This is a genomic window from Massilia sp. CMS3.1 (genome assembly GCF_051262535.1).
In the GTDB taxonomy this organism is placed as follows: Bacteria; Pseudomonadota; Gammaproteobacteria; order Burkholderiales; family Burkholderiaceae_D; genus Telluria.
This window is the reverse complement of sequence record NZ_JBIMES010000007.1, coordinates 125959-147891: the sequence shown is the minus strand read 5'-3', so window position 1 is coordinate 147891 and position 21933 is coordinate 125959. Positions and strand designations below refer to the sequence as shown.

23 protein-coding genes are annotated in these 21933 nt (G+C 61.2%); 20 read left to right on the top strand and 3 right to left on the bottom strand.

The genetic code is table 11. The annotated features are described in order from the left end of the window. Positions 1 to 4 precede the first annotated feature (4 nt). Genes mobH through ACHAC9_RS13200 form a run of 3 tightly spaced genes read left to right on the top strand, consistent with a single transcriptional unit; the run spans position 5 to position 4319 of the window. The gene (gene mobH, locus ACHAC9_RS13210; RefSeq protein WP_435760461.1) at positions 5 to 1798 is read left to right on the top strand and encodes a MobH family relaxase; all 1794 of its coding nucleotides are present in this window, start codon (positions 5 to 7) and stop codon (positions 1796 to 1798) included. Position 1799: 1 nt separating this feature from the next. Continuing rightward, positions 1800 to 3686 carry a conjugative transfer system coupling protein TraD gene (gene traD, locus ACHAC9_RS13205; RefSeq protein WP_435760460.1) on the top strand — a complete coding sequence of 629 codons (1887 nt, stop codon included), beginning with the start codon at positions 1800 to 1802 and terminating at the stop codon, positions 3684 to 3686. A 9-nt stretch (positions 3687 to 3695) separates the two neighbouring features. After that, positions 3696 to 4319, top strand: coding sequence for a DUF4400 domain-containing protein (locus tag ACHAC9_RS13200; protein ID WP_435760459.1), 624 nt, complete (start codon positions 3696 to 3698; stop codon positions 4317 to 4319). Positions 4320 to 4657: 338 nt separating this feature from the next. On the opposite strand, the gene ACHAC9_RS13195 is transcribed toward ACHAC9_RS13200, so the two are convergent. The 3 genes from ACHAC9_RS13195 to ACHAC9_RS13185 form a co-directional block, all read right to left on the bottom strand. Beyond that, positions 4658 to 6112, bottom strand: a complete 1455-nt coding sequence (locus ACHAC9_RS13195) for a hypothetical protein (protein ID WP_435760458.1) — start codon at positions 6110 to 6112, stop codon at positions 4658 to 4660. A gap of 411 nt (positions 6113 to 6523) precedes the next feature. Continuing rightward, the gene (locus tag ACHAC9_RS13190) at positions 6524 to 7483 is read right to left on the bottom strand and encodes a hypothetical protein (protein ID WP_435760457.1); all 960 of its coding nucleotides are present in this window, start codon (positions 7481 to 7483) and stop codon (positions 6524 to 6526) included. Positions 7484 to 7595: 112 nt separating this feature from the next. Then, positions 7596 to 8165 carry a hypothetical protein gene (locus ACHAC9_RS13185; RefSeq protein ID WP_435760456.1) on the bottom strand — a complete coding sequence of 190 codons (570 nt, stop codon included), beginning with the start codon at positions 8163 to 8165 and terminating at the stop codon, positions 7596 to 7598. A 495-nt stretch (positions 8166 to 8660) separates the two neighbouring features. Between ACHAC9_RS13185 and ACHAC9_RS13180 the strand changes: the two genes are divergently transcribed. The 17 genes from ACHAC9_RS13180 to traU all read left to right on the top strand — a co-directional run bounded on the left by ACHAC9_RS13180 (position 8661) and on the right by traU (position 21928). Further along, entirely contained in the window at positions 8661 to 9008 is a 348-nt protein-coding gene (locus tag ACHAC9_RS13180) for an integration host factor subunit alpha (RefSeq protein ID WP_435760614.1), read from the top strand. Positions 9009 to 9315: 307 nt separating this feature from the next. Next, positions 9316 to 9816 carry a hypothetical protein gene (locus ACHAC9_RS13175; protein WP_435760455.1) on the top strand — a complete coding sequence of 167 codons (501 nt, stop codon included), beginning with the start codon at positions 9316 to 9318 and terminating at the stop codon, positions 9814 to 9816. A gap of 166 nt (positions 9817 to 9982) precedes the next feature. Beyond that, the gene (locus ACHAC9_RS13170) at positions 9983 to 10531 is read left to right on the top strand and encodes a lytic transglycosylase domain-containing protein (RefSeq protein WP_435760454.1); all 549 of its coding nucleotides are present in this window, start codon (positions 9983 to 9985) and stop codon (positions 10529 to 10531) included. Beyond that, positions 10528 to 11244: an OmpA family protein gene (locus ACHAC9_RS13165; protein WP_435760453.1), complete on the top strand. Its 717-nt coding sequence runs from the start codon at positions 10528 to 10530 to the stop codon at positions 11242 to 11244. Before ACHAC9_RS13170 ends, ACHAC9_RS13165 begins: the two co-directional genes overlap by 4 nt. 64 nt (positions 11245 to 11308) lie before the next feature. Further along, on the top strand, positions 11309 to 11677 hold the full coding sequence (locus ACHAC9_RS13160) for a hypothetical protein (RefSeq protein WP_435760452.1): 369 nt from the start codon (positions 11309 to 11311) through the stop codon (positions 11675 to 11677). Positions 11678 to 11708: 31 nt separating this feature from the next. Continuing rightward, positions 11709 to 12008, top strand: a complete 300-nt coding sequence (traL, locus tag ACHAC9_RS13155; RefSeq protein WP_435760451.1) for a type IV conjugative transfer system protein TraL — start codon at positions 11709 to 11711, stop codon at positions 12006 to 12008. Between the two features lie 18 nt (positions 12009 to 12026). After that, a complete protein-coding gene (traE, locus tag ACHAC9_RS13150) occupies positions 12027 to 12587 on the top strand; it encodes a type IV conjugative transfer system protein TraE (RefSeq protein ID WP_435760450.1) in 561 nt (186 codons plus the stop codon). Beyond that, the gene (locus ACHAC9_RS13145; RefSeq protein WP_435760449.1) at positions 12580 to 13398 is read left to right on the top strand and encodes a type-F conjugative transfer system secretin TraK; all 819 of its coding nucleotides are present in this window, start codon (positions 12580 to 12582) and stop codon (positions 13396 to 13398) included. The genes traE and ACHAC9_RS13145 overlap by 8 nt, the downstream gene beginning before the upstream one ends. 2 nt (positions 13399 to 13400) lie before the next feature. Then, positions 13401 to 14783 carry a TrbI/VirB10 family protein gene (locus tag ACHAC9_RS13140; protein WP_435760448.1) on the top strand — a complete coding sequence of 461 codons (1383 nt, stop codon included), beginning with the start codon at positions 13401 to 13403 and terminating at the stop codon, positions 14781 to 14783. After that, positions 14770 to 15645, top strand: coding sequence for a DsbC family protein (locus tag ACHAC9_RS13135; RefSeq protein WP_435760447.1), 876 nt, complete (start codon positions 14770 to 14772; stop codon positions 15643 to 15645). Before ACHAC9_RS13140 ends, ACHAC9_RS13135 begins: the two co-directional genes overlap by 14 nt. Then, a complete protein-coding gene (locus ACHAC9_RS13130) occupies positions 15642 to 16325 on the top strand; it encodes a TraV family lipoprotein (RefSeq protein ID WP_435760446.1) in 684 nt (227 codons plus the stop codon). Before ACHAC9_RS13135 ends, ACHAC9_RS13130 begins: the two co-directional genes overlap by 4 nt. A 22-nt stretch (positions 16326 to 16347) precedes the next feature. After that, positions 16348 to 18909, top strand: a complete 2562-nt coding sequence (gene traC / locus ACHAC9_RS13125; protein WP_435760445.1) for a type IV secretion system protein TraC — start codon at positions 16348 to 16350, stop codon at positions 18907 to 18909. A gap of 5 nt (positions 18910 to 18914) precedes the next feature. Then, on the top strand, positions 18915 to 19286 hold the full coding sequence (locus tag ACHAC9_RS13120) for a hypothetical protein (RefSeq protein ID WP_435760444.1): 372 nt from the start codon (positions 18915 to 18917) through the stop codon (positions 19284 to 19286). Next, positions 19283 to 19888, top strand: coding sequence for a conjugative transfer signal peptidase TraF (traF, locus tag ACHAC9_RS13115; RefSeq protein WP_435760443.1), 606 nt, complete (start codon positions 19283 to 19285; stop codon positions 19886 to 19888). The genes ACHAC9_RS13120 and traF overlap by 4 nt, the downstream gene beginning before the upstream one ends. Before the next feature lie 11 nt (positions 19889 to 19899). After that, the gene (locus ACHAC9_RS13110; protein WP_435760442.1) at positions 19900 to 20262 is read left to right on the top strand and encodes a hypothetical protein; all 363 of its coding nucleotides are present in this window, start codon (positions 19900 to 19902) and stop codon (positions 20260 to 20262) included. Positions 20263 to 20264: 2 nt separating this feature from the next. Further along, complete coding sequence (gene traW, locus ACHAC9_RS13105) at positions 20265 to 20909, top strand: type-F conjugative transfer system protein TraW (protein ID WP_435760441.1); 645 nt, start codon at positions 20265 to 20267, stop codon at positions 20907 to 20909. Beyond that, complete coding sequence (gene traU, locus ACHAC9_RS13100) at positions 20906 to 21928, top strand: conjugal transfer pilus assembly protein TraU (RefSeq protein WP_435760440.1); 1023 nt, start codon at positions 20906 to 20908, stop codon at positions 21926 to 21928. Before traW ends, traU begins: the two co-directional genes overlap by 4 nt. The last annotated feature ends 5 nt before the right edge of the window (positions 21929 to 21933 follow it).

Here is a 21933-nt window from a genome sequence, read left to right as displayed (position 1 = left end):
GAGCATGTCCGACGCCGAAAACCTCGCGCCGCCAGCATTGGCGCCCAGCGGCGCTCACGCGGTGGCCTATCCGCCGGTCGACCCGGGCATTCCAGCCTTGAGCGTTGACGAGCTACTTGCCTCGCACGCGGATCTGATCGACCGCATCAAGGTCTGCTACGGCATGGACCGCCCTACCTTCGAACAAGAGTTGCTGTCGCTGATACGCCGCTATGCCGAATTCGTCCATCTGCTGCCGGCGACACCGGACAATTATTTTAAAGCACCGGGCGGGCTGCTGCGCATGGGGCTGGAAACCGCGTTCTTCAGCCTGCAGGGCACGGACGGCTACATCTTTTCGGGACGTTCGACAATTACGACACGCCGTCATCTTGAGCCGAGGTGGAGGCACGCGACCTTCATCGCTGGCCTATGCAGCGAGATCCATCGCACCCTGTGCCATGTCATTGTCACCAACGAGCACGGCGACGAATGGCAGCCATATCTGTTGCCGCTGGCAAAGTGGCTGTCCGTCCATCAGGTGACGCGATTCTATCTGAAGTGGCTCCCAAACGTGCATGAGAGCCGCACGCTGGGCGTGTTCGCATTGCCCCATGTCGTGTCGGGGGAAATGCTGCAGCACCTCGCCACCGGCAATACGGTCATCGTGCCGCATTTGATGGCGAGCATCTCCGGCATGCCGATCTACCGCGACCGTAATATCCTGGACGACCTGGTGCGCCGTTCGGTCGCGCTTGTCATCGACCGGTATCTGCAGGCGACCGCGGATCGCTACGGACAACCGCAACTTGGATCGCACCTGGAGCGCTATCTGGTTGACGCATTGCGCCGGCTTGTCAGTTCCAATTCGGCCTGGGCCCCAAATGGCGAGAAATCGCGCGTCTGGTACGGCAGCGATGGCCTGTTTATCGTCTGGCCGAACGCGGCGACGGAAATGCGCGCCCTGCTCGAATCCGATCAACTGCCCGGGATACCCAAGGCGCCGGAAACGATGCTCGAAATTCTGATAGCGGCCGGCGTCTTCGAGCCACAAAATTCCGGCCTGAGCACATGGCAGATCGCTCCGCCCGATCTCAAGACGGTGATCCAGGCTGTCAAGTTGTCATCCCCGGCGATTCTATTCGCCGGCCTCGATCCCGAACCCAAACCGCTCTCTGTTCCACTGATTAACTCCGCCGCAAGCGCCAACCCGGACGCCAGCGCCGCACCGAATGCCGCAGCACATGGCGGCCCCACGCTGGTCAGGACAGACCAGAAGCCTTTACCGGCCTGCCAACTCGCCTTGCCAATCGAGACGGATCCCGCCCCGAACGAACGTTCCCGTTCCCCGGCAAAGACGGGCACGATCATCGACATCGCAGCGCCAGTGCATCCGGCCGACCCAGGGCCACCGCTGTCAGCGCCCCCTGCATCGACCGTAGACAAACACGCGTCAGCCCAACCGACGTTCAAGCTCGAAGCGCCGATGCGCCTCAATCCGGCGGCACGCGATGCGCTCGCGCAAATCGTCGATACCTTGAATCGTGACGGCGTCGTGGCGGCCGCTCGAACCGTCTCGTCGGGCCTATTCGTCCCGCTTGCCGAATTTGAGCGCCGCAAGATCGAACCATCGTTGGCGTTGCGCGCGTTGACCGATGTCGGAATGCTCGCGCATAGCCGCGGACCCAAGGGTTCGCCATCACAGACTGAGACTCTCGATTTCGGCGGCGAAAAAAAACTGGGACTGGTTATCCACCCCCGCTTCATAGCCGGACTTGACCCTGCCGATTTCAACCCCGTGAACGGCGGAGGAGGCTGACATGCTGATCCGAAAATATGAGATGCCATGGCGCCGTGCCTACGAAGCCTATGCCGCACTGGCCTGGTTCATCGCCCTGGTTTCCTTCGTTACCATCTCCGTTCTGGCGGCGCTGCCCGGACAATTCACCGGACCGCTCGCGGTCGCGTGCATGTGGATGGCACTACGACGCATGCACCAGGCACTGCGAATTTTAGTTATTCGCGCGTCGCTGTCGGGGCGGGCCATGCAGGTGCTGACCACCAAGGAGCTCAAGGCGCTATGCAGGCAGCCGGACCAGATCTTTCTCGGCTTCGGCTTCGAGTGGCTACCGGTGCATTCCCAGCGCCTGTATGAACTGTCAAAGATAAATTTCCGCGACTTTGCCGTGTCGCCGGTCTTGCTGCATTGCCTCGGCTACGAGGCGAATCCACAACCGGACAGCGAGATCGGTCTGCCTTACATTCACGGCGTCGAATCGCGGGAGCACGCGCAATATCGTCCGTTACAGAACTTCGAAGGCGGCACCCTGCTGGTCGGTACGACACAGTCAGGCAAGGGGGTGGCGCTCGCCAATCTGGTCACGCAAGCGGTGCGGCGCGGCGATGTCGTCGTCGTGATCGATCCGAAAAATAGCCGCCGCCTGAAAAGGGCCGTGGTGCGGGCCTGTGCGGACTACCGCGACGCCGACACCTTCCTTGAATTTCATCCGGCATTCCCCGAAAGCGGCGTGCGGCTCGACTTCACCTTTAACTGGCAAAAACCGACCGAGATCGCCTCGCGGATTCAATCGATCATGCCCCCGGACACCGCCGGCGCCTTCAGCGCGTTCGGATGGGACGCAGTCAATGTCGTGGTACAAGGCCTGGTCGATCTTGAGGAGCGGCCGAATCTGATGAAACTGACCAAGTACGTCGAGGGCGGCATCGAACCGGTACTGGAAGCGTCTTTGCGCCGCTTCTTCAATGGCATTTTCGGTGTGACCTGGCGCGATCAGCCGGAGATGAGAAAATTGCTGAGCGACGCCCAGCGTGGCAACCTGAAGCGCCCGTCGGAAGCGGCCAGCAATGACCTGCTCGCCTTCGTAGCCTTCTACGAGCATCACGTGCCGCAGAACCAGCACAACAAGGTCGTCGATTCACAGGTACGGACCTTCCGCCACAACCGGGAACACTACCAGAAAATCACCGCGAACCTGCTACCGATCCTGTCAATGCTCACCTCCGGCGACCTGGGGCTGAGCCTGTCGCCCGACCCATTCGACGCCGTTGACGTGCGTCCGATCATGAATTTCGAAAAGATCGAGCGCGGTGGCCACGTCCTTTACATGTGCCTCGACTCATTGCCCGACCCGTCGGTGGCGTCGGCGATCGGCGCGCTCGCGCTGGCCGACCTGGCCGCGCGCGCGGGCATGCGCTACAACCTGGGCGGCTATAGGCGCATTTCTCTCTTCGTCGATGAGGTCTCGAACGTGATCAACCAGCCGCTGATCGAAATCCTCAACAAGGGCGCGGAAGGCGGCATCTTCACCACCTGCGCGATGCAGACGCTGGCCGATCTCGCCAAACGGCTCGGTAGCGAAGACGCAGCGCGCATGGCGCTAGGCAACCTCAACAACCTGATCGCACTGAGGACCAAGGATAGACCGACGCAGGACTTCGTCGTCGAGACCTTCGGCAAGACGGCGATTCACACGGTTCGCGTCGGCTTGAGCGAGGCGTCCGATGCCCACCTTGGCGACTTTACCTCTGTGTCCTCGGCACAGTTGAGCGAAAGCATGGAAGAGTTGATCCCGGCCGACATCCTCGGCAAGCTGCCGAACCTGCAGTATTTTGCCTCGGTATCGGGGGGCAGGATCATCAAGGGACGCTTCCCGATCCTCAATCCCGATTTCGACCGTCCAACTTAGAGGTTCGCGATGATCCGCTTCGTATCGACCGCATCACTCCTGGCGCTGCTTGTGCTGGTACTGTATTTGCCATCGGCCTGTCCACCGCAACGCTTCTTCGATCAATTGCGGATCGAAGCAAGGCTGAACGCCGAGTTTTGGGGCACGGACCATGCGACGCGCATTTTGGCGCGCACGCTCGACTTTCAGACGACCACAAGCAAAGTCAGCCCCGTGCCGTCGATGAACCAGGCGCCATCCCCATCGGGTGTCGACGCGGCGGTCGCCAGCGAGATGGCCCAGGTCAATCACCGCCTGTTCAACAACCCATACTTTCGCTCGATTGACGCCCTGCTGGTATTGGCAACCTACCGGCTGTCCGCGCTGGTCGAATGGTTTCCCGTCCTGCTGGTGCTCATAGTGACCATCCTGATTGATGGCTTTCTGGTGCGCCTCGTCAGATCCAAGGAATTTATCCAGCATAAGCCGGAAATGTTTGCTTTGAGCGCTTGCGCGGCGATCATGGCGGCCTGCGCGACGGTGCTGGCGTTTGTACTGCCCGTCACAATTCATCCGCTTGCGCTTCCCTTTGTACCAATGGCGATAAGCATATTTGTCAGCCGCGCGGTGGCGAACTTTCACCGCCGCGGTTGATGGTTGTATGCCGCCGTTGGACGAATTGGACACTGGGACTGCGGCTTCGGTAGTTGAAGCAGTAGCTGCAGTCCCCGGCCTGGGACCTAGTAGTTATCCCTCCTGTACTTGGTCCGTTTCGCATGACGCCAAAGATCGAAAATGGACATCGGTTCGACGTGCGAAAATGGCCGTTCGAACATCTCCATCACCTCGGCGGACGTATGGGACAGGGAACTGCACCACCGAGGCACTTTTTTAATGGCCTCATGAAATCCGAGCGGCCTTTCGAAGACCAGTCCGTATTGTGCGGCCTCCAGAACGTTCCTCTTCCCGACCGCCTCGACCAATCCGAACATTCAGTCGCTTACCTCAAGGTAGAGCTTGCACTGACCATCCCCGGTGTCGGACCAGATGGCGGTGGTGACGAGATTCGATGCGCTGGACATGGATTGTCCTTGAACATCGAGCGCCAGGCTGAACCCCTCCTTATCGCCATGGCGCGAGACATCGAGTTCCATGATATATCGCTGATGCCCGAATTGCGATGTGTAACAGGAGAGCTCGTGATTGGCGACCTTCTCCAGCACCTCCGCCGCGAGCGGCACATGATCGGTCTTCACCACACAGAGCACCCGTCCGGCTTTCGGGACAAGTTCGACCTTCAACGCCATGTGGATATCCCATCGCGAGGCCGGCCTGACAAATAGGAAGGAGCGTGGACCATTGGCGTTGATCGATACGAGTTCGGCGGAGCGATCGCCCAGGAACGCACGTCGCAGCGACTGGTGATATTCATCGAGCCACTGATCTCCGTCCTCAACCGTTGCTGGGACATGGACCCAATCGACGCACACGGCTGGTTCGTCGATGACCGCGATTTGACTGTCGTTGCCTTCGTCACAGATCGCGTCAGCGCCAGCAACCTGCGGCCAAAGGGCGACACTATCGGGCGACGCCGGAACCCCAAAGACGAGATAGCATCCAGTCGATGTCACGACGGGAAGAAACGCCATATCCTTGTCGCCACCATAGCGTGACTTTTCATCCCAGAGCTGGAGGATCGCCTCAAACCAGGCCGCGTGGCGCTGCATCGCCTGGTCGAGTTCAACATGTGGAGGTTGCATCGGCACGACATCATCATCGTCGTCAGCACCGTCGAACTGGGACAGAAAGACATACGTCGCCTCATACCATGCTCTCGGACTCGACCACATTATTTCATAGCGGTCGCCGCCGTTGACGGCACAACTCACAACGCTTTGGAGATTCTCCCCGAAATCAAAATACTCGGGCAGATAGACACGCGTTCCGATGAGTTTAACCGGCAGGCCATTGGCCACGGTCGTGGTTTCGACGACGGCATGCGGGTCGGGACCGATGTTCGCGGGCCGCCACTGCAGGATCTCCAATTTGTCAGAAACATCCGCCAATCCCACATCGGCACCCGTCAGTTCGAAGACCCTTCGGACAATCTGATAAACGCCAGCCAAATTGCAGTTGGTCAGGACGCGCCGGCCAATTCCCAGCGCGACCCGCCGGATATGGCTGGACAGGTAGCTTTGCCCTTCCATCGACTCGGGCAGAAGCGCCAGCGACAGGGCTGGATTGTCCGACCCGGCCTCGATTTGATTCAGCAGATCGCGCCAGTTGGCACATCGATAGGCTGTCGTCGCCAGGATTTCTTTCGCCGGGGTGAGTGGTATGTCGAGTTGATGTTTCAGGCGCTTGGCCTGCCGCAGCACATTGTCCTGCATGCGCTCCGATGCTGATGAAATAGTCATGATCTCTCCGTTGCCGAAAAATGCTCGCATCAGAGACGCCTCCCCGCACTCCCCGATGCCCGGTAACGGTTTATTGTCATCGAAGGGAAAAACTCATGGTTGCATCCACTTGGCTGCGGTCCGTAGAGACCCGGAGGGTAGGCAGCACGCCGACCATGACGGCGTTTTGAGACATCATTTTAGCTGAGAGGCAAAGCAACCCGCAAGTGTGTCCCGATGCGATGGTTCTCGCGCGCCATAGATTGCCTTTACAGCCGTCAAGAGGCTAGCATCCTTGTCGATTCAACCACAACTCGACGGAACATCAGTTAGCCATGCCGCATCTCGAATCTTTTACGAAGTATCCGCGCAATACCGCTTAGGCCGAAATGCTAGATCGGTGCCCCCCACTGCGCGCGCCAACTAGAGAACATGCCAACTGTTGGCAATGGGCCGACTCGTTCATGCCAGCCAAGCCGGCAAGTAGCCCAGGTGCTTTTCCACCGCTGCGCGGCGCATGCCACCAGGCACAAGGCCATAGCAATTGACTGCATTATCGTAGAAGAGCGCGTCGAGGTTCATGTCGCTCAGTGCCCGCGCCAAGTCGCCCGCGTAGTCCTGCCAGTTGGAGGACTTGATCATCATGAACCAGTCCGAACCGTACATCAGCTTCTTCTCCACGCCGGGATAAGAGGCGATGGTCGCTTTCAGGCGTTCGAGCGCTGCGCAACCGCTGTCAGCCGTGCAGCCGCGCAAGTGCTTCCAGTTTCCGAGGTCCGCATACATTTTACTTGTGCCAGGGTCGGTCAGCAGGCTGGCGTACTTGGGCTGCCAGTCGTCATCGAATTTCTCGTCACCTGCAAAGTGCCCCAGATTGACAATGGGTGTCTGCTGGTCCAACGCCATCTGCTTCGCGAGCGCGATCCAGCCTTCTGGCTTGTTGCCGTTATCCCAGGCCTTGCTACGGCCCATGCTCTTGTTCGCATGCGCCATGACGGGAGCGCCGAGTTTGCCGCATTCGCGGAAAAGCGAAAGCATGTGTTCATCAAACTGACGCGCAGTCATCATGAAGTCTTTACCGTGTCCTTTGCCGAACTCCACGTTACCGTATGGGTAGAAGCCGACAGGCGGATAGATCTTGACGCCGATGAAGCCTTTATTGGCCAAGGCATCGAGCACGTCGGCCAACATCTTGCCACCGGAGTCCATGTCCGCCTTGGGATTGTACGCAGCCAGCGGCAAGAGGTAACCCTTGGACATGCCTGAAAGTAAAGCGTGCAGTTTTAGCTGGTCAGCGAACGGCGAACGGGCATTGTCGTAGAGGGCGTCGAAATTGACCATCGCACCGAATACCGCGTCGATACCGCGTCCGCGGAAGCCTTCTTCAAAGGTGCGCAGGTTGACCCAGCGGTCGTTCTTCATACAGCCGATAAAGCGGACAAGTCCCTTGTACGTTTCCCGCAATTTCTTAGTGAGCGCATGCTCGAGGAAAGGCTCTGGCGCGATAATGGCCGGATCGACGCTGACTGCCTCTTCAATGAACTCGCGCGAAAAAGCGGAAAATTGGCGGAGCAGCCAGCTTCAGCCGTTTCGAGTCCAGCGTCAGATTCTGCATCAGCTTCAGTGCCGTGCCGTCCGCCTGCATATGCGAATAGATGAATTCTGCCGTTTGCATCCGCTTTTCCCGAGCAAGCTGGTCGACGGCGATTGACATAGATGCGGGGTCGAGGGACTGCAACCGGTCCTGCAGTCGCAGAAGGTCTTCGATTTCTTCCGCTGCGGTACGAGCGCTGGCGATCACCTTTTTTAGCAGAGGGTTGAGGATGCCGACGAGGACTTTGCCTCCGGGGAGCTCGTGCGCGATCGAATATTGCAGGTATTTGATGGCATCAATGTCGGTAGCATTGAAGAAGTGCGCATGGACGTCAATGGCGCGGCGCGGCATGCCGGCAGGACGATCAGTTGGCTGCGCTGCAAGGATCGGAAGGAAGTGCTGTGGATTGATTTCCGCACGGCCGATACGTGGCAAGAGCATGCTGCCGCAACCAATACTGGCCAGCAGGACAAGGCTACGACGACGGGCCGCAGATGGCATTTCCTTCACGTTGTTCTCCTTTTGACAAGAGGGCCTACTATAGACCCTTATTTGTGCAGGGAAACTCACGCAAAGTCACACCTTTGGGCGAAGCAAGTCGGCAGTTGAGGTCGCAGTCTTTTATCCGGTGCGCTTTCAGTATTAACTGATGCTAGCGGCTGGTGTTAGAACGGATACCGTCGCAGGGTCCTGCAGTACCTGGTCGGCATCACTAGAAACGTCGAGTCATGACCGCGCGCTTGTCGATGCCAGCGCAAGAATGTTGCCTTTCACAACCTTTTACTGGATACTCAACCGCCTTCCGAGCAACGGAGCCCAAGCGCCCGTGACGTCCTTAGTCGGTTAAGAAAATGAACGCGTCCGCGCAGAATAAAAGAGATTCAGGAGCAAGTCGTGCAATTTTCAGCGCTTACACACGAGGGTATCCAAGCCGCGGCGGACACGAAGAACAATGCCGGCTCGATCAACCCGCCATCGGAATGGTCCCTCCGCTTGCCGCCCGCGATAGCTGCGACCAACGTGCTTGCTGATGCAGAAAGCGATTTTCCTTCACTGACCAAAGCGGAACTGGCCGAACTGTTGTTCGAGCATGTCGGCTTGAACAAGCGGGAAGCGAAGGACATGATCGAGACGTTTTTCGATGAGGTCTGCAACGCGCTCGAACGCGGGGAATCGGTCAAGCTGTCTGGATTCGGCAATTTCCAGCTGCGCGACAAGTCCGCGCGGCCTGGGCGCAATCCGAAAACCGGCGAAACGGTTCCCATAGCGGCTCGCCGCGTTGTCACATTCCATCCCAGCCAAAAACTCAAGGACATGGTCGTTCAATGCAGTCTCCCGGACGCACGCTTCTAAACTTGGCGCAATTCATGAGCGGATATCACATTCCTCGCAACGCCTGAGCTAGCTCGGTTTCAACATCCGCTGGACAAGTGCGCGCCGACCAAAATTTTTCAGACGGAATACTCGATGATTTTAGAAGTGGTAAGGCTATGACCGGAAGACTTCGGGGATGCTGAACAAGTTTTCAAACCCTAATCACGAAAGCCCGTCCTGGAGCGTCCCATTCTTTGCGGACATCCCTGCCAGCTGTCTGTAATCTGTTTCCTATCCGCCGTGCTCGCCACGGTTCACAGCGATTAAATGGAAAGGGACAGGCAATATGGACACCACGATCCCAGGCAAGCAAAGAGAGCCATCGCCGGTCGCCAAAGTCCACGGCCAGGCAGACGACACGATCGAAATCCGCTTGTGGGTCGAAGAGCACGAATGGCTCTACGGCGTGCACACGAGTGCAAAGAACACTTCGCCGACGTTCCGTTGTCCCGACCTGATCAGCGCATGCGTCGAAATCGTGCTCGCCGAAACTGGCGCGGCTGAAACTATCTTTACGTACTTGGGTACCGAATTGGTGTTGCGCCAGATTCATACGCCGCGCCGCGCGGGATCCCTATGGAAAGCTCAGCGCGACCTGTTGCAGGACCTTCAGCGCTCGCCATTGAATCGCCATCCGAATCCAAAATTCCAGCTGGACGAATTGACAACCACCTGCGTGGCCTTGTGCCGCCGGAGCGATCCGTCGGGCGAACTTGTCTTACAGCAGTGCCGCATCAACTTGGCGGATCGCTTAGCCAGGAGCAAGGGCATCCACCGTAGCAACTGAACACGCGTACCGCGGACGCATCTGGTCCGCCGACCATTCCATCACCGACCCCGCCAAGGCCCCTACGGCCCAGGCTTGACCCGAACACGACTGTGGCCGGCCGCACCGGTCCCGATATGACGCCCACAAACCCTGTGCGGCGCATCGGTCCTCGTTGGGGTGAGCCATGCGACATCTTCAAAACACGGCATTACTGATTCTGCTGATCCTTCCCGTACATGCCTGGGCATGCTGGGAAGCGGCGGCCGAGCGCTATCAGGTTCCAGCGCGGCTGCTTTACGCAATCGCCAAGGTGGAATCGAACCTCAATCCCCACGCAGTCAACCGCTCCCACCTGCAACGGTCGGGCACCTACGACATCGGGCTAATGCAAATCAACAGCTCGAACCTGCCCGCGCTCGCGCCGTACGGTATCCGGGAGAGCGACCTTGCCGACGCTTGCACGAGCATCCACGTAGGCGCCTGGCTGCTCTCGCGCAGTTTTGAGCGCCACGGCGCCACCTGGGCCGGTGTCGGCGCCTACAACGCCGCGTGCACTCAACTCAAGGGCGCGGCGTGTCAACAGGCTCGCGCCAAATATGCATGGCTGGTCTATCGCCAACTGCCGTCGCCGCAGTTGGCGCAAGCGACTTTGACTGCAGCAGCCGCGCATGTAGGCCGCAGGGGCCCATCGACCAGCACCGCTGCCGCTCCCGCCGCAGAGGTGGTGCAATGATGAAGCGCACTGCCCGGGCAATTTCACTTGCCGGCCTGACTGCGGCTAGCGCACTGCTGCTTGCCTCATGTGCGCCGCTCCTGCCACAACGACTCGACGTCGCCGCCAAGCGGATTCCTTCTGACGGTTCAAGCCGTCATATTGTCCAAACGGGCTTCGGCAGCATGGCCACGTATGGTGTGTGCGCCGAGCCGGCCTGTCCAGCCATTAGCCAAAAGACACTGGCCATCGTCGCCGATGACAGGACAACGCCGCCACAGGACACTGGCGGTCCCGCTGAGTCAGCGCTGCCGCCGGCAAATCAAGTCCGATCGCCCGCGCCAGCGGAAGGCAGCAGCAATCCCGCCGTACGCGCCGCTGTCCGCGACCATCACGTGATCGTGCGGTTCATGTCGGGCAGCGACCTGCTCGCCCAGTCGGGCAAGGACACGCTCGACCAGACGCTGCACCTCGCGCTCAAGGCCAGTCGCATTGTCATCCATGGCCGTACCGACAGCGTCGGTCCCGACGCCCCCAATCAAGCACTCGCCCTGGCGCGCGCCCTCAGTGTGCGCGACTACCTGCGCGAGCGCGAACCAACGATTCCCGCAGACATGATCCTCGACGCCAAGGGGCACTGCTGCTTCGTCACATCCAACGACACGCCGAAAGGCCGTCAGCAAAACCGGCGTGTCGAGATCGTCTTCAGCGTTCCCGAGTGGGTGGCGCCATGACGTTTTTCCATACACCCGCTCACCTGTTCGACATTTCTTGACCTACTTTTTACTGGAGGCATTCATGAGTATCGCTTTAATCAAGGTATCGCCCACCACATCGGCTCCGCGCTCGCATGCGGGGCGTAAGCCGATGACCGTCGTCGCGCTGCTATTGTCGCTCGTCGTCGGTCTGTGCGCCGCCTTCCCGGGCTATGCGCTGGACCTGGTCGCCTTTTCCGGCATTACCGGTCCGATGACGTCCGCGCTGACACAGATCTCGGCACTTGGACCAGCCATCAAGGCCTTGGTCGGCTTCGTCGGCTTTGTCGTCGCGCTGATTTCCCTTTCGGCGCTGCGCAACTTCGGACCGGTCCTGTTCTACGTCGGCCTGGCGATCTTCGCCGCGGTCGGCCTCGTGATCGCGGGCGCGATCATGGGCGCGGTGCTCTGACCGACTGCGCCACGGCCAGCGGGAGAATCGCATGCAGACAGATACCTACATTCCACGCCGTCTCGACGACCAGTGGAAACTCGGATTCTGGGACGCCGACGTGGCCGCCCCGATCCTGTTCTGTTTCATCCTTGGCTATCTGTCCGGATCGAAGATGTCGTTTGCCTTCTGTATGACGATCGGCATCTTCGTCTCCCGCTGGCTGTCCCGCATCAAGGCAGACAAGCATTCCGCCTTCGCTATGCACTGGATCTATTGGGCACTGCCGCCCACTCCGCTGAGCGCGATGCGCGCCACTCCTCCGTCCCACCTGCGCCGCATGGTCGGCTAATCCGGATTGGAATTCGACATGGACTTTGCCAAACTCGACAACGACCTCAAGGAGATGCGGCGCCGCAATCGCGGCCTCGGCCTGTCCGTCGGCGGCCTGACCACGGCCCTGCTCGCCTGCCTCGTCATCATCCTCAACCTGATCGGCACGGAGCGCACGATCGTGGTGCCGCCCTCGATCGACAAGACGTTCTGGGTCACCAAGGATCGCGCCAGTCACGAGTACCTGGAGCAAATGGGCAGCTTCATCGCCTGGCTGATCCTCGACGTCACTCCCACCTCGATTGACTGGAAAAAGGACGTCCTGCTCAACTACGTCGCCCCCGACCAGCATGGCGCCATGAAATCGCGGCAGGAGGTCGAGGCCGAGCGCCTGAAACGCATCAACGCCAGCACATCGTTCCTGCCGCAGCAACTCGTGGCCAATGAGACGAACCAGTCGGTGGTCGTTCGAGGGCGGCTGCGCACTCAAGTCAACGGCCAGGAAACCGCGCTGGAAACGAAAGCCTATCTCGCCGAATTCCAGTACACGGGCGGGCGCATTCACCTGAAAGCCTTCAAGGAATATCACAATGAATAACAAGCCATGGTTTCCACCGCTGCTCGCCGCGCAGCTTGCGCTCGCAGTGCTTTCGGCGCCATCCGCGCATGCCAGTCAAGTCATCGACGCGCGCGATGGCGTGACGATTGAAGCCGTCATCGCGAGCCGCGAGTCGACCCGCATCCGGATCGAAAATGCGCCGATCACAGATGTTTTCGGCAATCTCTATTCGAGCAACTGCGCGCCGCCAGCCTCGGGAGTCGCCGCAGCGCCGTCACCGATCGCACCCGTCATCAACCCGGCCGGCGAGATTGTGCTCGAGTGCGACCGGGACAAGGGCGAGATCTATGTGCGTCCGGTCGGCAATTCGAACAAGCCGATCAATCTATTCGTGGCGTCGGCGAATGCCACTTACACCCTGCTGCTGCGCCGCTCCGACACGCCTTCCGACACGATCGTCATACGCGACAAGACGGCGCGCCGACTGGACGGCGATCCTGCCGGCGCCAGACAAGGCCCCTTGGGCACGTCCGCCAACCACGTGCGAGCAATGAAGACTCTCCTGGTTGGCATGGCCACTGAGCGCCCCGCGCCGGAAGTGCGCGTGGAGGACATCAACCGGCCCATCCAACTTTGGAGCGAAGTCAGGTTCGCGCTGGTGCGCAGCTACACCACGCGCGGCCTGGTTGGCGAAAAATATCTGCTGACCAATGTAAGCGGACAAACGATGGTCCTGAGCGAGCAGGAGTTCGACCGGCCGGAGGGACAAGTCGTCGGCGTCGCCATCGACAACCTCAATCTGCGCCCGGGCGACAGCACCGCCGTTTACGTGATCCGGACCGGGAGCTGAGCATGGGCACATTCGACAAACTCAGGAGTGCAATTGAGCGGCTCACGCCGAAGCAGCGCCAGTACGCCGCGCTCGCGGCCATCATGGGCTGCGGCATCGGGGCACTGTGGGCAGTGTTCTCGTTTAATGGCGGCGACGGCAAACCGGCCAGCTCGCGGCCATCGAACTCTGCCGGGGCAGCAGCACCGACCAATATCGGCGTGATGGCCCCGGGTCAGCAGGTCAATCCGGTGGACCAGTGGGTTGGCACAGCCGGGCGCAAGCTGGCGCAATACGAGAACGAGCGCGACGAGCAGTCCCGCTTCAACCGGGACCGCAAGGATTTCGAAGACAGGACGATGCAGCGCTTTGGCGACCTGGAACAGCGCCTGACCACTGCGTCCCAGGCCAAGACCGCCATGCCGGCGCCAATGCCGCCTCCGGCAGCGCCAACCGCGCCCGCATCGTATCCGCCACCCGGTGCATTGCCGAACAAGTTGCCCCCGCCGCCCGGAACCGGCGTCCCCGCCGGCGCCATGCCGCCCGGGAGGCCAACCGATGGCGCGGATCCTCTGGTGCCGGGCTTGGTACCCGGGCTCGTACACGCGTCGATGTCTGAACCGGGCAAGGCGCCAGCGTCCCGTGCCCAAGCTGTGGCAGGCGCGAGCGGCGATGGCCCCAATGCCGATTCGATAGAGACTTTCCTGCCGGTCAGTTTCACGCGCGGCACGCTGCTCGGCGGGCTTGATGCGCCCACCGGCGGACAGTCGCAATCGAACCCGCATCCGGTATTGATCCGGCTATCCGACAATTCCGTCCTGCCCAACGGCTACCGAGCCGAGTACCGCGAATGCTTCGTGATCGCCGCCGGCTATGGCGACATCAGTTCCGAACGCGCCTATCTGCGCACCGAAAACATGTCGTGCGTGCGCGATGACGGCTCCACATTGGAGGTAAGGATACAGGGCAGCATCTACGGCGAAGACGGCAAGGTCGGCATGCGCGGACGGCTCGTCACCAAGCAGGGACAGATGCTAGCCAACGCGCTGCTGGCGGGCGTCGCCAGCGGCATCGGCCAGGGTCTGGCGACATCCGCCACGACCACCAGCACGTCGCCGCTCGGCACCATCGCCAGCGCTTCCGGCATGGATGCCTACCGCGCCGGAGTGGGCACCGGTGTCGGACACGCGCTCGACCGACTGGCCCAGTACTACATCAAGCTCGCCGAGCAGACCTTTCCTGTCATCGAGATCGACGCAGGGCGGGAGATCGATGTCGTCATCACCAAGGGCGTTCGCATCGAGTCGCCGCAACGGCCGCGAACCGGCCGCGCTTCGAATCTCGCCGCGGCCCGTCCCATTCCGGAAAACAGCTATCTGAAGGAGTCCCGCGATGAAAACTACTGATCCCGGCATGAAAGCCATAGCAATCGCCCTGCCTTGCCTGCTCGCTCTTTGCGTCGGCGCCAGCGCGGCGCCGACGAGCGCGGAGGAGGCGCGCCTGCTCGCCGCGCTGCGCCAGGCCCATCCTGCCACCACGTTCACCAGCATCGCGCGCACGCCGATCTCCGGCCTTTACGAGGTGTGGATGGGGCCAAACGTAGCCTTCGTATCGGACAAAAATCCGCGCTACCTGATTTTCGGGCGGATATTCGACACGAAAAAGATGACCGACCTGACCGGGCCGAAGCTGGCGAAGGCCGAGCGGACGCAAGGGGGAACCGACACGCATGCCACGGGCCCGACCTTGCCGATCGAGCAGTTTCCGCTGCACGACGCCATCAAGACCGTACATGGCGATGGCGGCAGTGCACATCGCGCCATTGTCGTTTTCAGCGACCCGGCCTGCCCGTATTGCAAGCGGCTGGAATCTGAATTGGCCAAGCTCGACAACGTCACCGTCTATACCTTTTTGGTGCCGTTCCAGGGATACCCGCTGCCGACAGCGATCTGGTGCGCTGCCGACAGGCAGAAGGCCTGGCGCGACATGATGCTGGCCAGCGATATATCCGCAGCGAACGGGCCGCTCGCCGCACAAGCCCAATCGGCATCATTGGCTTCGATGGCGCCCCCACCGACATGCGCGCATCCGCTCGACAGCAATCTTGCCCTTGCCAAGCGCCTGGCGGTCCAGGGCACGCCAACGATCTTTCTCGCGAACGGCCGTCGAATCGACGGCTACGCCGAGGCGAAGGAGATCGAATCCCGCATCGCGGACCGGGCGCTGACCGCCACAACCGCGCCACAGAACAAGGAAGCCGCTCAATGAAATTCACTCTCCATACTGCAGGAATGGCGCGCTCGCTGCCCATCCTCTCCGTATTGCTACTGTCGGCCTGCGCCAATATGAGCGGCGTGGGCGGCACGACCGAATACAGCTGCAAAGCTCCCAAAGGCGTGCAGTGCGATTCAGTGTCAGGCAACTACTACAACGCGATCCAGAACAATCTGCCCGCCCAACGGCAGCAGCGAGGCGCGACTGCCACCGGACGAGATCGCGCTGCCCTCATTGCGCGAAGCCCCGACGGCGGGCCGACACCCTTGTCCTCGCAGGGTGCCGCAGGACGGCCGTTGGCCGGGGTGTCGGCAATTAGCGCGGCCGGCGAGTCTCTGCGATCCCAGGCACGCGTGCTGCGGCTGTGGTTCAAGCCCTGGGAAGACCTTGACCATGACCTCTACGACCAGGGCTACGTCTACGTGCAGATCGACAGCGGCAACTGGCTAATTGGCCATGCTCAGCAACGCATCCGCGACGCCTACGCGCCGATTCGCCCTCCCCGTCCGTCGGGAAGCCGCGCCAGCGCGCCCGACAAGACGCGCTACCCGGGCGCTGGCGGGGCCAATGGGGCCGGCTCCACAGACGGCAACGCCAATCCTGTGGCGGCCCCCTTCCCGTCACCGGCCCAGGCAATGCCTGGCCCCAGCGTCCCCGGTGAAGAGCGCCAATAACCCGACCAACAAGGAGACCAATATGTTTGAATCCATGCGCGCCGGGTTACTCGGCGGCGGCAACGGCAGTGGCGGCTTTTTCGGCCTGGGCGGACGCGACGATTCGCCTGCGGAGCAATTCGCAAGCTGGCTGCCCTACTCCGCCTATATCGGCAGCGATGACATCTTCGTCAACCGCGACGGTCTCGGTTTCATGCTCGAGGTGATGCCGCAATCGGGCGCCGACGAGCGGATGGTCGAAGTACTCGTCTCGCTCTATTCGACATGCCCGAAAGGCGCGGGCATCCAGTTTCATCTCTTCGCGTCGCCGCACATCGGCGCCTTGCTGCGCCGTTACGCCAATCTGCGGATGGAGGACGATGACCAGGCAGAGAAGGCCATGCATTGGGGGCGCCCCGCGCGCAACGACAATCTGTTTCGCCGTCTCGCCCGTCAACGCGTCGGTCATCTGCTAAAAGGCGCGCAAAAGTCGATGACGACGGGCTTTCACTACACAATTAGGGACTTTCGGCTGATGATGAGCGTCGCCCTGCCGGGTGGCCCCGATGATCTGAACCGGATCGAAGAGCTGACCGCGCTGCGTGACGCCATGTCGACGACGCTGCGCGCGGCCTCGCTTCCGAACCGCGTCTGCAACGCGGCCGACCTGATCAACTGGTGCTCGCTGTTTACCAACCCGAACCGCATCTCGCGCACGGATACGCCCGATCTGCACTACGACGACGGGCGCGAGATCCGCGACCAGATCGTCGACTTCGACACGATCCAGGATGCGCATGCCAACGGGCTGCTCCTATGGAAGGAAGGAGACGCCACCGCGCTGGAGGCGCGCTTCTACTCGATCAAGTCGTTTCCGGAACGCTTTGCCCTGTGGCAGATGGGCTCGCTGATCGGAGACTTGATGCAGCCGGCGCTGCAATACAACGCGCCGTTCCTGTTGACCATGGGCGTCCATGTGCTCGATCCGAATGCGACCAAGGCCACCGTCACGGCAAACCATGTGCGGGCGACGCAAAACGCCCAAAGCAAGATGGCGGCGGTGATGCCGGACGTGGGCAAGAAGCTCAAGGACTGGAATGCGGCGGCCGACGCGATCGACGTCGGCGGCGCGCTCGTTTCCATGTACCACCAGCTTGCGATCTTCACCCCGGCCGACAAGGCGGCTTCCGTCGAAGAGACGGCGAAAGCCATCTGGCGTGCCCGTGGGTTCGAACTCAATGCCGACGTCTACATGCACCGCCAGGCCCTCATCGCCAGCCTGCCGATGACGCTGTCCGAGCGCTTCCATGGCGACCTCAGGAAAATGCGGCGTGTCACACGCAAGACCATGGCCAACGCAATCCACCTCGCGCCATTGATCGCGGAGTGGCGTGGGACGCGCACGCCGACGCTCGTCTTCGGCGGCCGGCGCGGACAGTTGACTATGCTCGACCTGTACGACAACGACCTCGGCAACTACAACTTCGCCATCATCGGCGCGCCGGGATCAGGCAAGTCGGTGCTGATGAACGAAATGGCCTGGTCGTACCGGGCCATCGGCGCCAAGGTCTGGATGCTTGACCTTGGAAGGTCCTTCGAAAAGCTGTGCCGCAAGGCGCGCGGCACCTACATCGAATTCCGTCCCGATGTCGACATCTGCCTCAATCCGTTCTCCAGCGTGCAGGACATCAACGAGGACATCGACATGCTGGTGCCGGCCATCGCGAAGATGGCTTCGATGCAGCACACGCTGGAAGAAGTGCAATACAAGGCCATTTCGGCGATGACCTTGAAGCTGTACCGGAAATATGGGCGGGACCTGACCGTGACGGGCCTGCGCGACGCGTTCAAGACCGGCACGATCGAGGAACTCGGCGTCGTGAACGATCCACGCATCCGCGACCTTGCGATCATGCTCAACCCCTACGCCAAGGGTGGCCAGTATGAGCGCTTCTTCGAGGGACGCAGCAACATCGACTTTTCGAACGACTTCATCGTCATCGAAAACGAGGAGTTGAAGCGCAAACCCGATCTGCACGCCGTCGTCAACATCCTGCTCCTGTACCGGATCACGGGCGAGATGTACCTGACCCGCAACAGCAAGAAGGTGCTGTTCATCGACGAACTCAAGCAGCAACTGGGCGACATAGGGGCCGACGATCCGGTCAAGGCCGCCGTTGTCGAGGAAGCGGCGCGCCGCGCCCGCAAATACGGCGGCGCGCTCGGCACCGCCACCCAGAGCGCGGACGACTACTACGGTTCGGCGCAAATGGAGGCGGCGTTCAATTGCTCCGACTGGGTTTTCCTGCTGCGCCAGAAAAAGGAATCGATCGAGATGCTCGACCGGAAGGGACGGCTGACGATGGACGAGCCGAAGAAGCGCCTGCTCAATTCACTGCGCACCGAGCCGGGCGTGTTTTCCGAGCTCTACATCTCGTCGCCAGTGGGCGAAGGCGTCGCACGCAATATCCTCGACCCGGCCACGCATCTGCTGTTCTCGAACAAGCTGGAAGACAACGCACCGATCGACGAGCTTCGCGCCCGGGGCTACAGCATCGACGACGCCATCACCGAACTATTACGCCAGAGGGGACATAACGTATGAGACCCATGTTCAAGTCCTTGCTCGTGAATTTGCTCACGAGCACCCTAGTCGTCGCGATCGCCCTTCCGATCGCCTTTGACTTCTACGACCGGACGGTGGCGCGTCCCGCGCGCCTGATCGGCGTGGTCGATGTCGGCGAAGTCTACCGCCTTAAAGAAACCGAATTCACCCAGATCGTCACCAGGACGTCTTCCGAAGACGAGCGCCAGAAGGCGCTGCTCATGGCACGCCGGTTCGCGCAGCGTCTTCCACTGGCGCTGGAAGAATTGCCAAGGGATTGCCGTTGCCTGGTCGTGGTCCGCTCGGCCGTCGCCGGCGTCCCGCCGAACGCCGTCGATCTGACCGCGTCGCTCAAACACAAGGTGGAGTTGCCATGAACGATAGAACATTCACTCTCGGGCCGCGCGATCCCGCCCGCAGTCTGCCGCGCCGTCTCGCCCTGGGTCTGGTCCGTCTTCCCGCCCGCTTGACTCGGCACGTGTGCGCGCACTGGATCGCCTATGTGCCCGTTTTCATCATCTGGGGCCTTGCGTTCACCCGCGTCTTCATCGATCCGACACCGCATCTGCCGATCCTGTTCAACTGGACGCCTAGTCTCGCCTACAAGGTCGCGGTAGTCCGCTACGGGAACCTGCAACCGTTCAAACAGGGCGACTACATCATTTTCGCCTTCGACGGCGACGCGCAGCGCATCTATCCAGGCCTGCGCGCGCAGACGTTCTTCAAGAAGATCAGCGGCATGCCGGGCGACCGGATTACCGTCGTCGGCCGCCAGGTATTCGTCAACGGCCATGGCGTCGGGCTCGCCAAGGCGAACACCTTCGACGGCCATCCGCTCGCCCCGATCGCCGAAATGGTGATCCCCGCCGGCAAGTTCTATGTTCAGGGAACCAGTCCGGACAGCTTTGACTCGCGCTATCGCGCCAGCGGCCTGGTCCGCATGGATCAGGTGCTCGGAAAAGTCATTCCCTTGTTTTGATGGAGACAAACATGCGCATAACCATTCTGATGACATTCGCCCTCCTCTGCGTCGGCACGGCGCTGGCGCAGGACACGTCCCCCTCCTCGGGACAGAGACAAGAGGCGCGCCCCCTTGCGGACGATATCGCACTGGACGCCTACCTCGACGCGCTGGCACAGATCTCTCCGGCCGCGCGCGAAGGGGCTGATGCCTATCTCGAGGCATTCAAACGCCGCTGCGGCCGCGCGCTCGGCGCCATCGAACTGCGAAGGGCCATCGCCGAAGGCAGCGGAGACCCGGTCTTAATGGCGATGATGCGCGCGGCCGCGCAGCGCGACACGGCGATGCTCCAGCGCCTGTCAGGCACGGTCGCTTGCAAGGGCGGGAGGTAAACATGTGGCGCCCACCGTTCCCGGCCTTGCTTGCCATACTAGTGCTTGCCCCACTTTTCCTTGCCCCCTGCATCGCAGTTGCGGTCGACCTTGGCACCATCGGGCCGGTCTATCCAATCGGCGAGCCGAACCTGCTCGATTTCATCCGGCAGCGTCTGCTGGCGAAGGAGCGCAGCGGCGAACTGGAGAGCCTTCAGGAAAGCGCCCGGCGACGAGGCATCGAGGCGATGACCCACCCGCAGCCTGTTGCAGGCCTGCGCACGGCCGAGACGGCACGCACCTTTTATTTCGATCCGACGTTCACGCTCGACCGTAACGTACAGGACGACAAGGGCCGGTTGCTGTTTGCTGCGGGAACCCGAAAGAACCCGCTGGAAATCGTGTCGCTGTCGAAGCACCTGCTGTTTTTCGACGCGCGCGACCAGCGCCAGGTAGCGCGCGCGCGCGACGTGATCGCGCTTTACCACGGCCACGTCAAGCCGATCCTCGTGGGCGGCTCCTACCTCGACCTGATGAAGTCATGGCGCTCGCCCGTGTATTACGACCAGCAAGGCTTGCTGACGCGCCGGTTCGGCATCACGCAGGTGCCGGCGATCGTCTCCCAGGAAGGCCTGAGCCTTCGTATCGATGAATTGGTGCTCCCATGAAGATCTTCATTCAGCTTGTCCTGCTGCTCACCTTGCTTGTCCGTCTCGGTATCGCCAATGAGGCCCATGCCGCCGGCGCGGCGACCTGTACCGGAAAATTCCCCAATCCGATCACGGATATCTGCTGGAGCTGCATTTTCCCGATCAGCATAGGCGGCGCGCAAATCGGCAACTTCGGCGGACAGGAGGACATCCCCAACCCGTCCAGCCCCATCTGCAGTTGCGGCAGCAATCCCATGGTGGGCTTGTCGATCGGATTTTGGGAGCCCGCGCGCCACGTCGAGGTCGTGCGCAAGCCATTCTGTCTGGTGTCGCTCGGCGGTGTCGACATGGATCCGGGCATCGCCGCGCCGGAGGCGGCGCGCTACACGCGTGCCGAAGGCGACGGCGACGGTGGAGCCTTCTACCAGGCCCACTTCTACGTCAATCCCGTCATGTACTGGCTCGATGTCGTCTCCGACTTCCCTTGCCTGGAGCGCGGCTCGTTCGATCTGGCCTACCTGACCGAGGTCGATCCCTTATGGAAGGACGACGAGCTGACCTTGATCCTGAATCCTGAGGCCGTGCTGTTCGCCAATCCGGTCGCGATCGCCGCCTGCGCCGCCGATTGCGTGGCGGCCTCCACCGGCTTCGGAATTCGGGAAATGTTCTGGTGCGCGGGCTGCCAGGGCGCCATCTATCCGCTGGACGGCCTGGTGCCGTACCACCTCGGCGGTGTGCGCACCGCGGCGCTGCTCGCGCAACGCCTGACCGCAAAGATGCACCGTGAACTGCTTGCATGGGGCTGGCACGGGCAATCAGGCCTGTGCGGCCCCTACTTCCTGCCGGTCATGGACAAGACGGCATACAAGACCCAACTGACGTACCCGATTCCCAACACGGACCAGGAAGCCGGGAAGTGCTGCCAGCCGTTCGGGCGCACGACCGTGATCTGGGGCGCGGGCAAGGAATATCCGGTGCGAGGAGAAGACTTCGCTTTCATGCTCTTCAGAAAAAGGAACTGCTGTGTTGGCTATTGAAACCA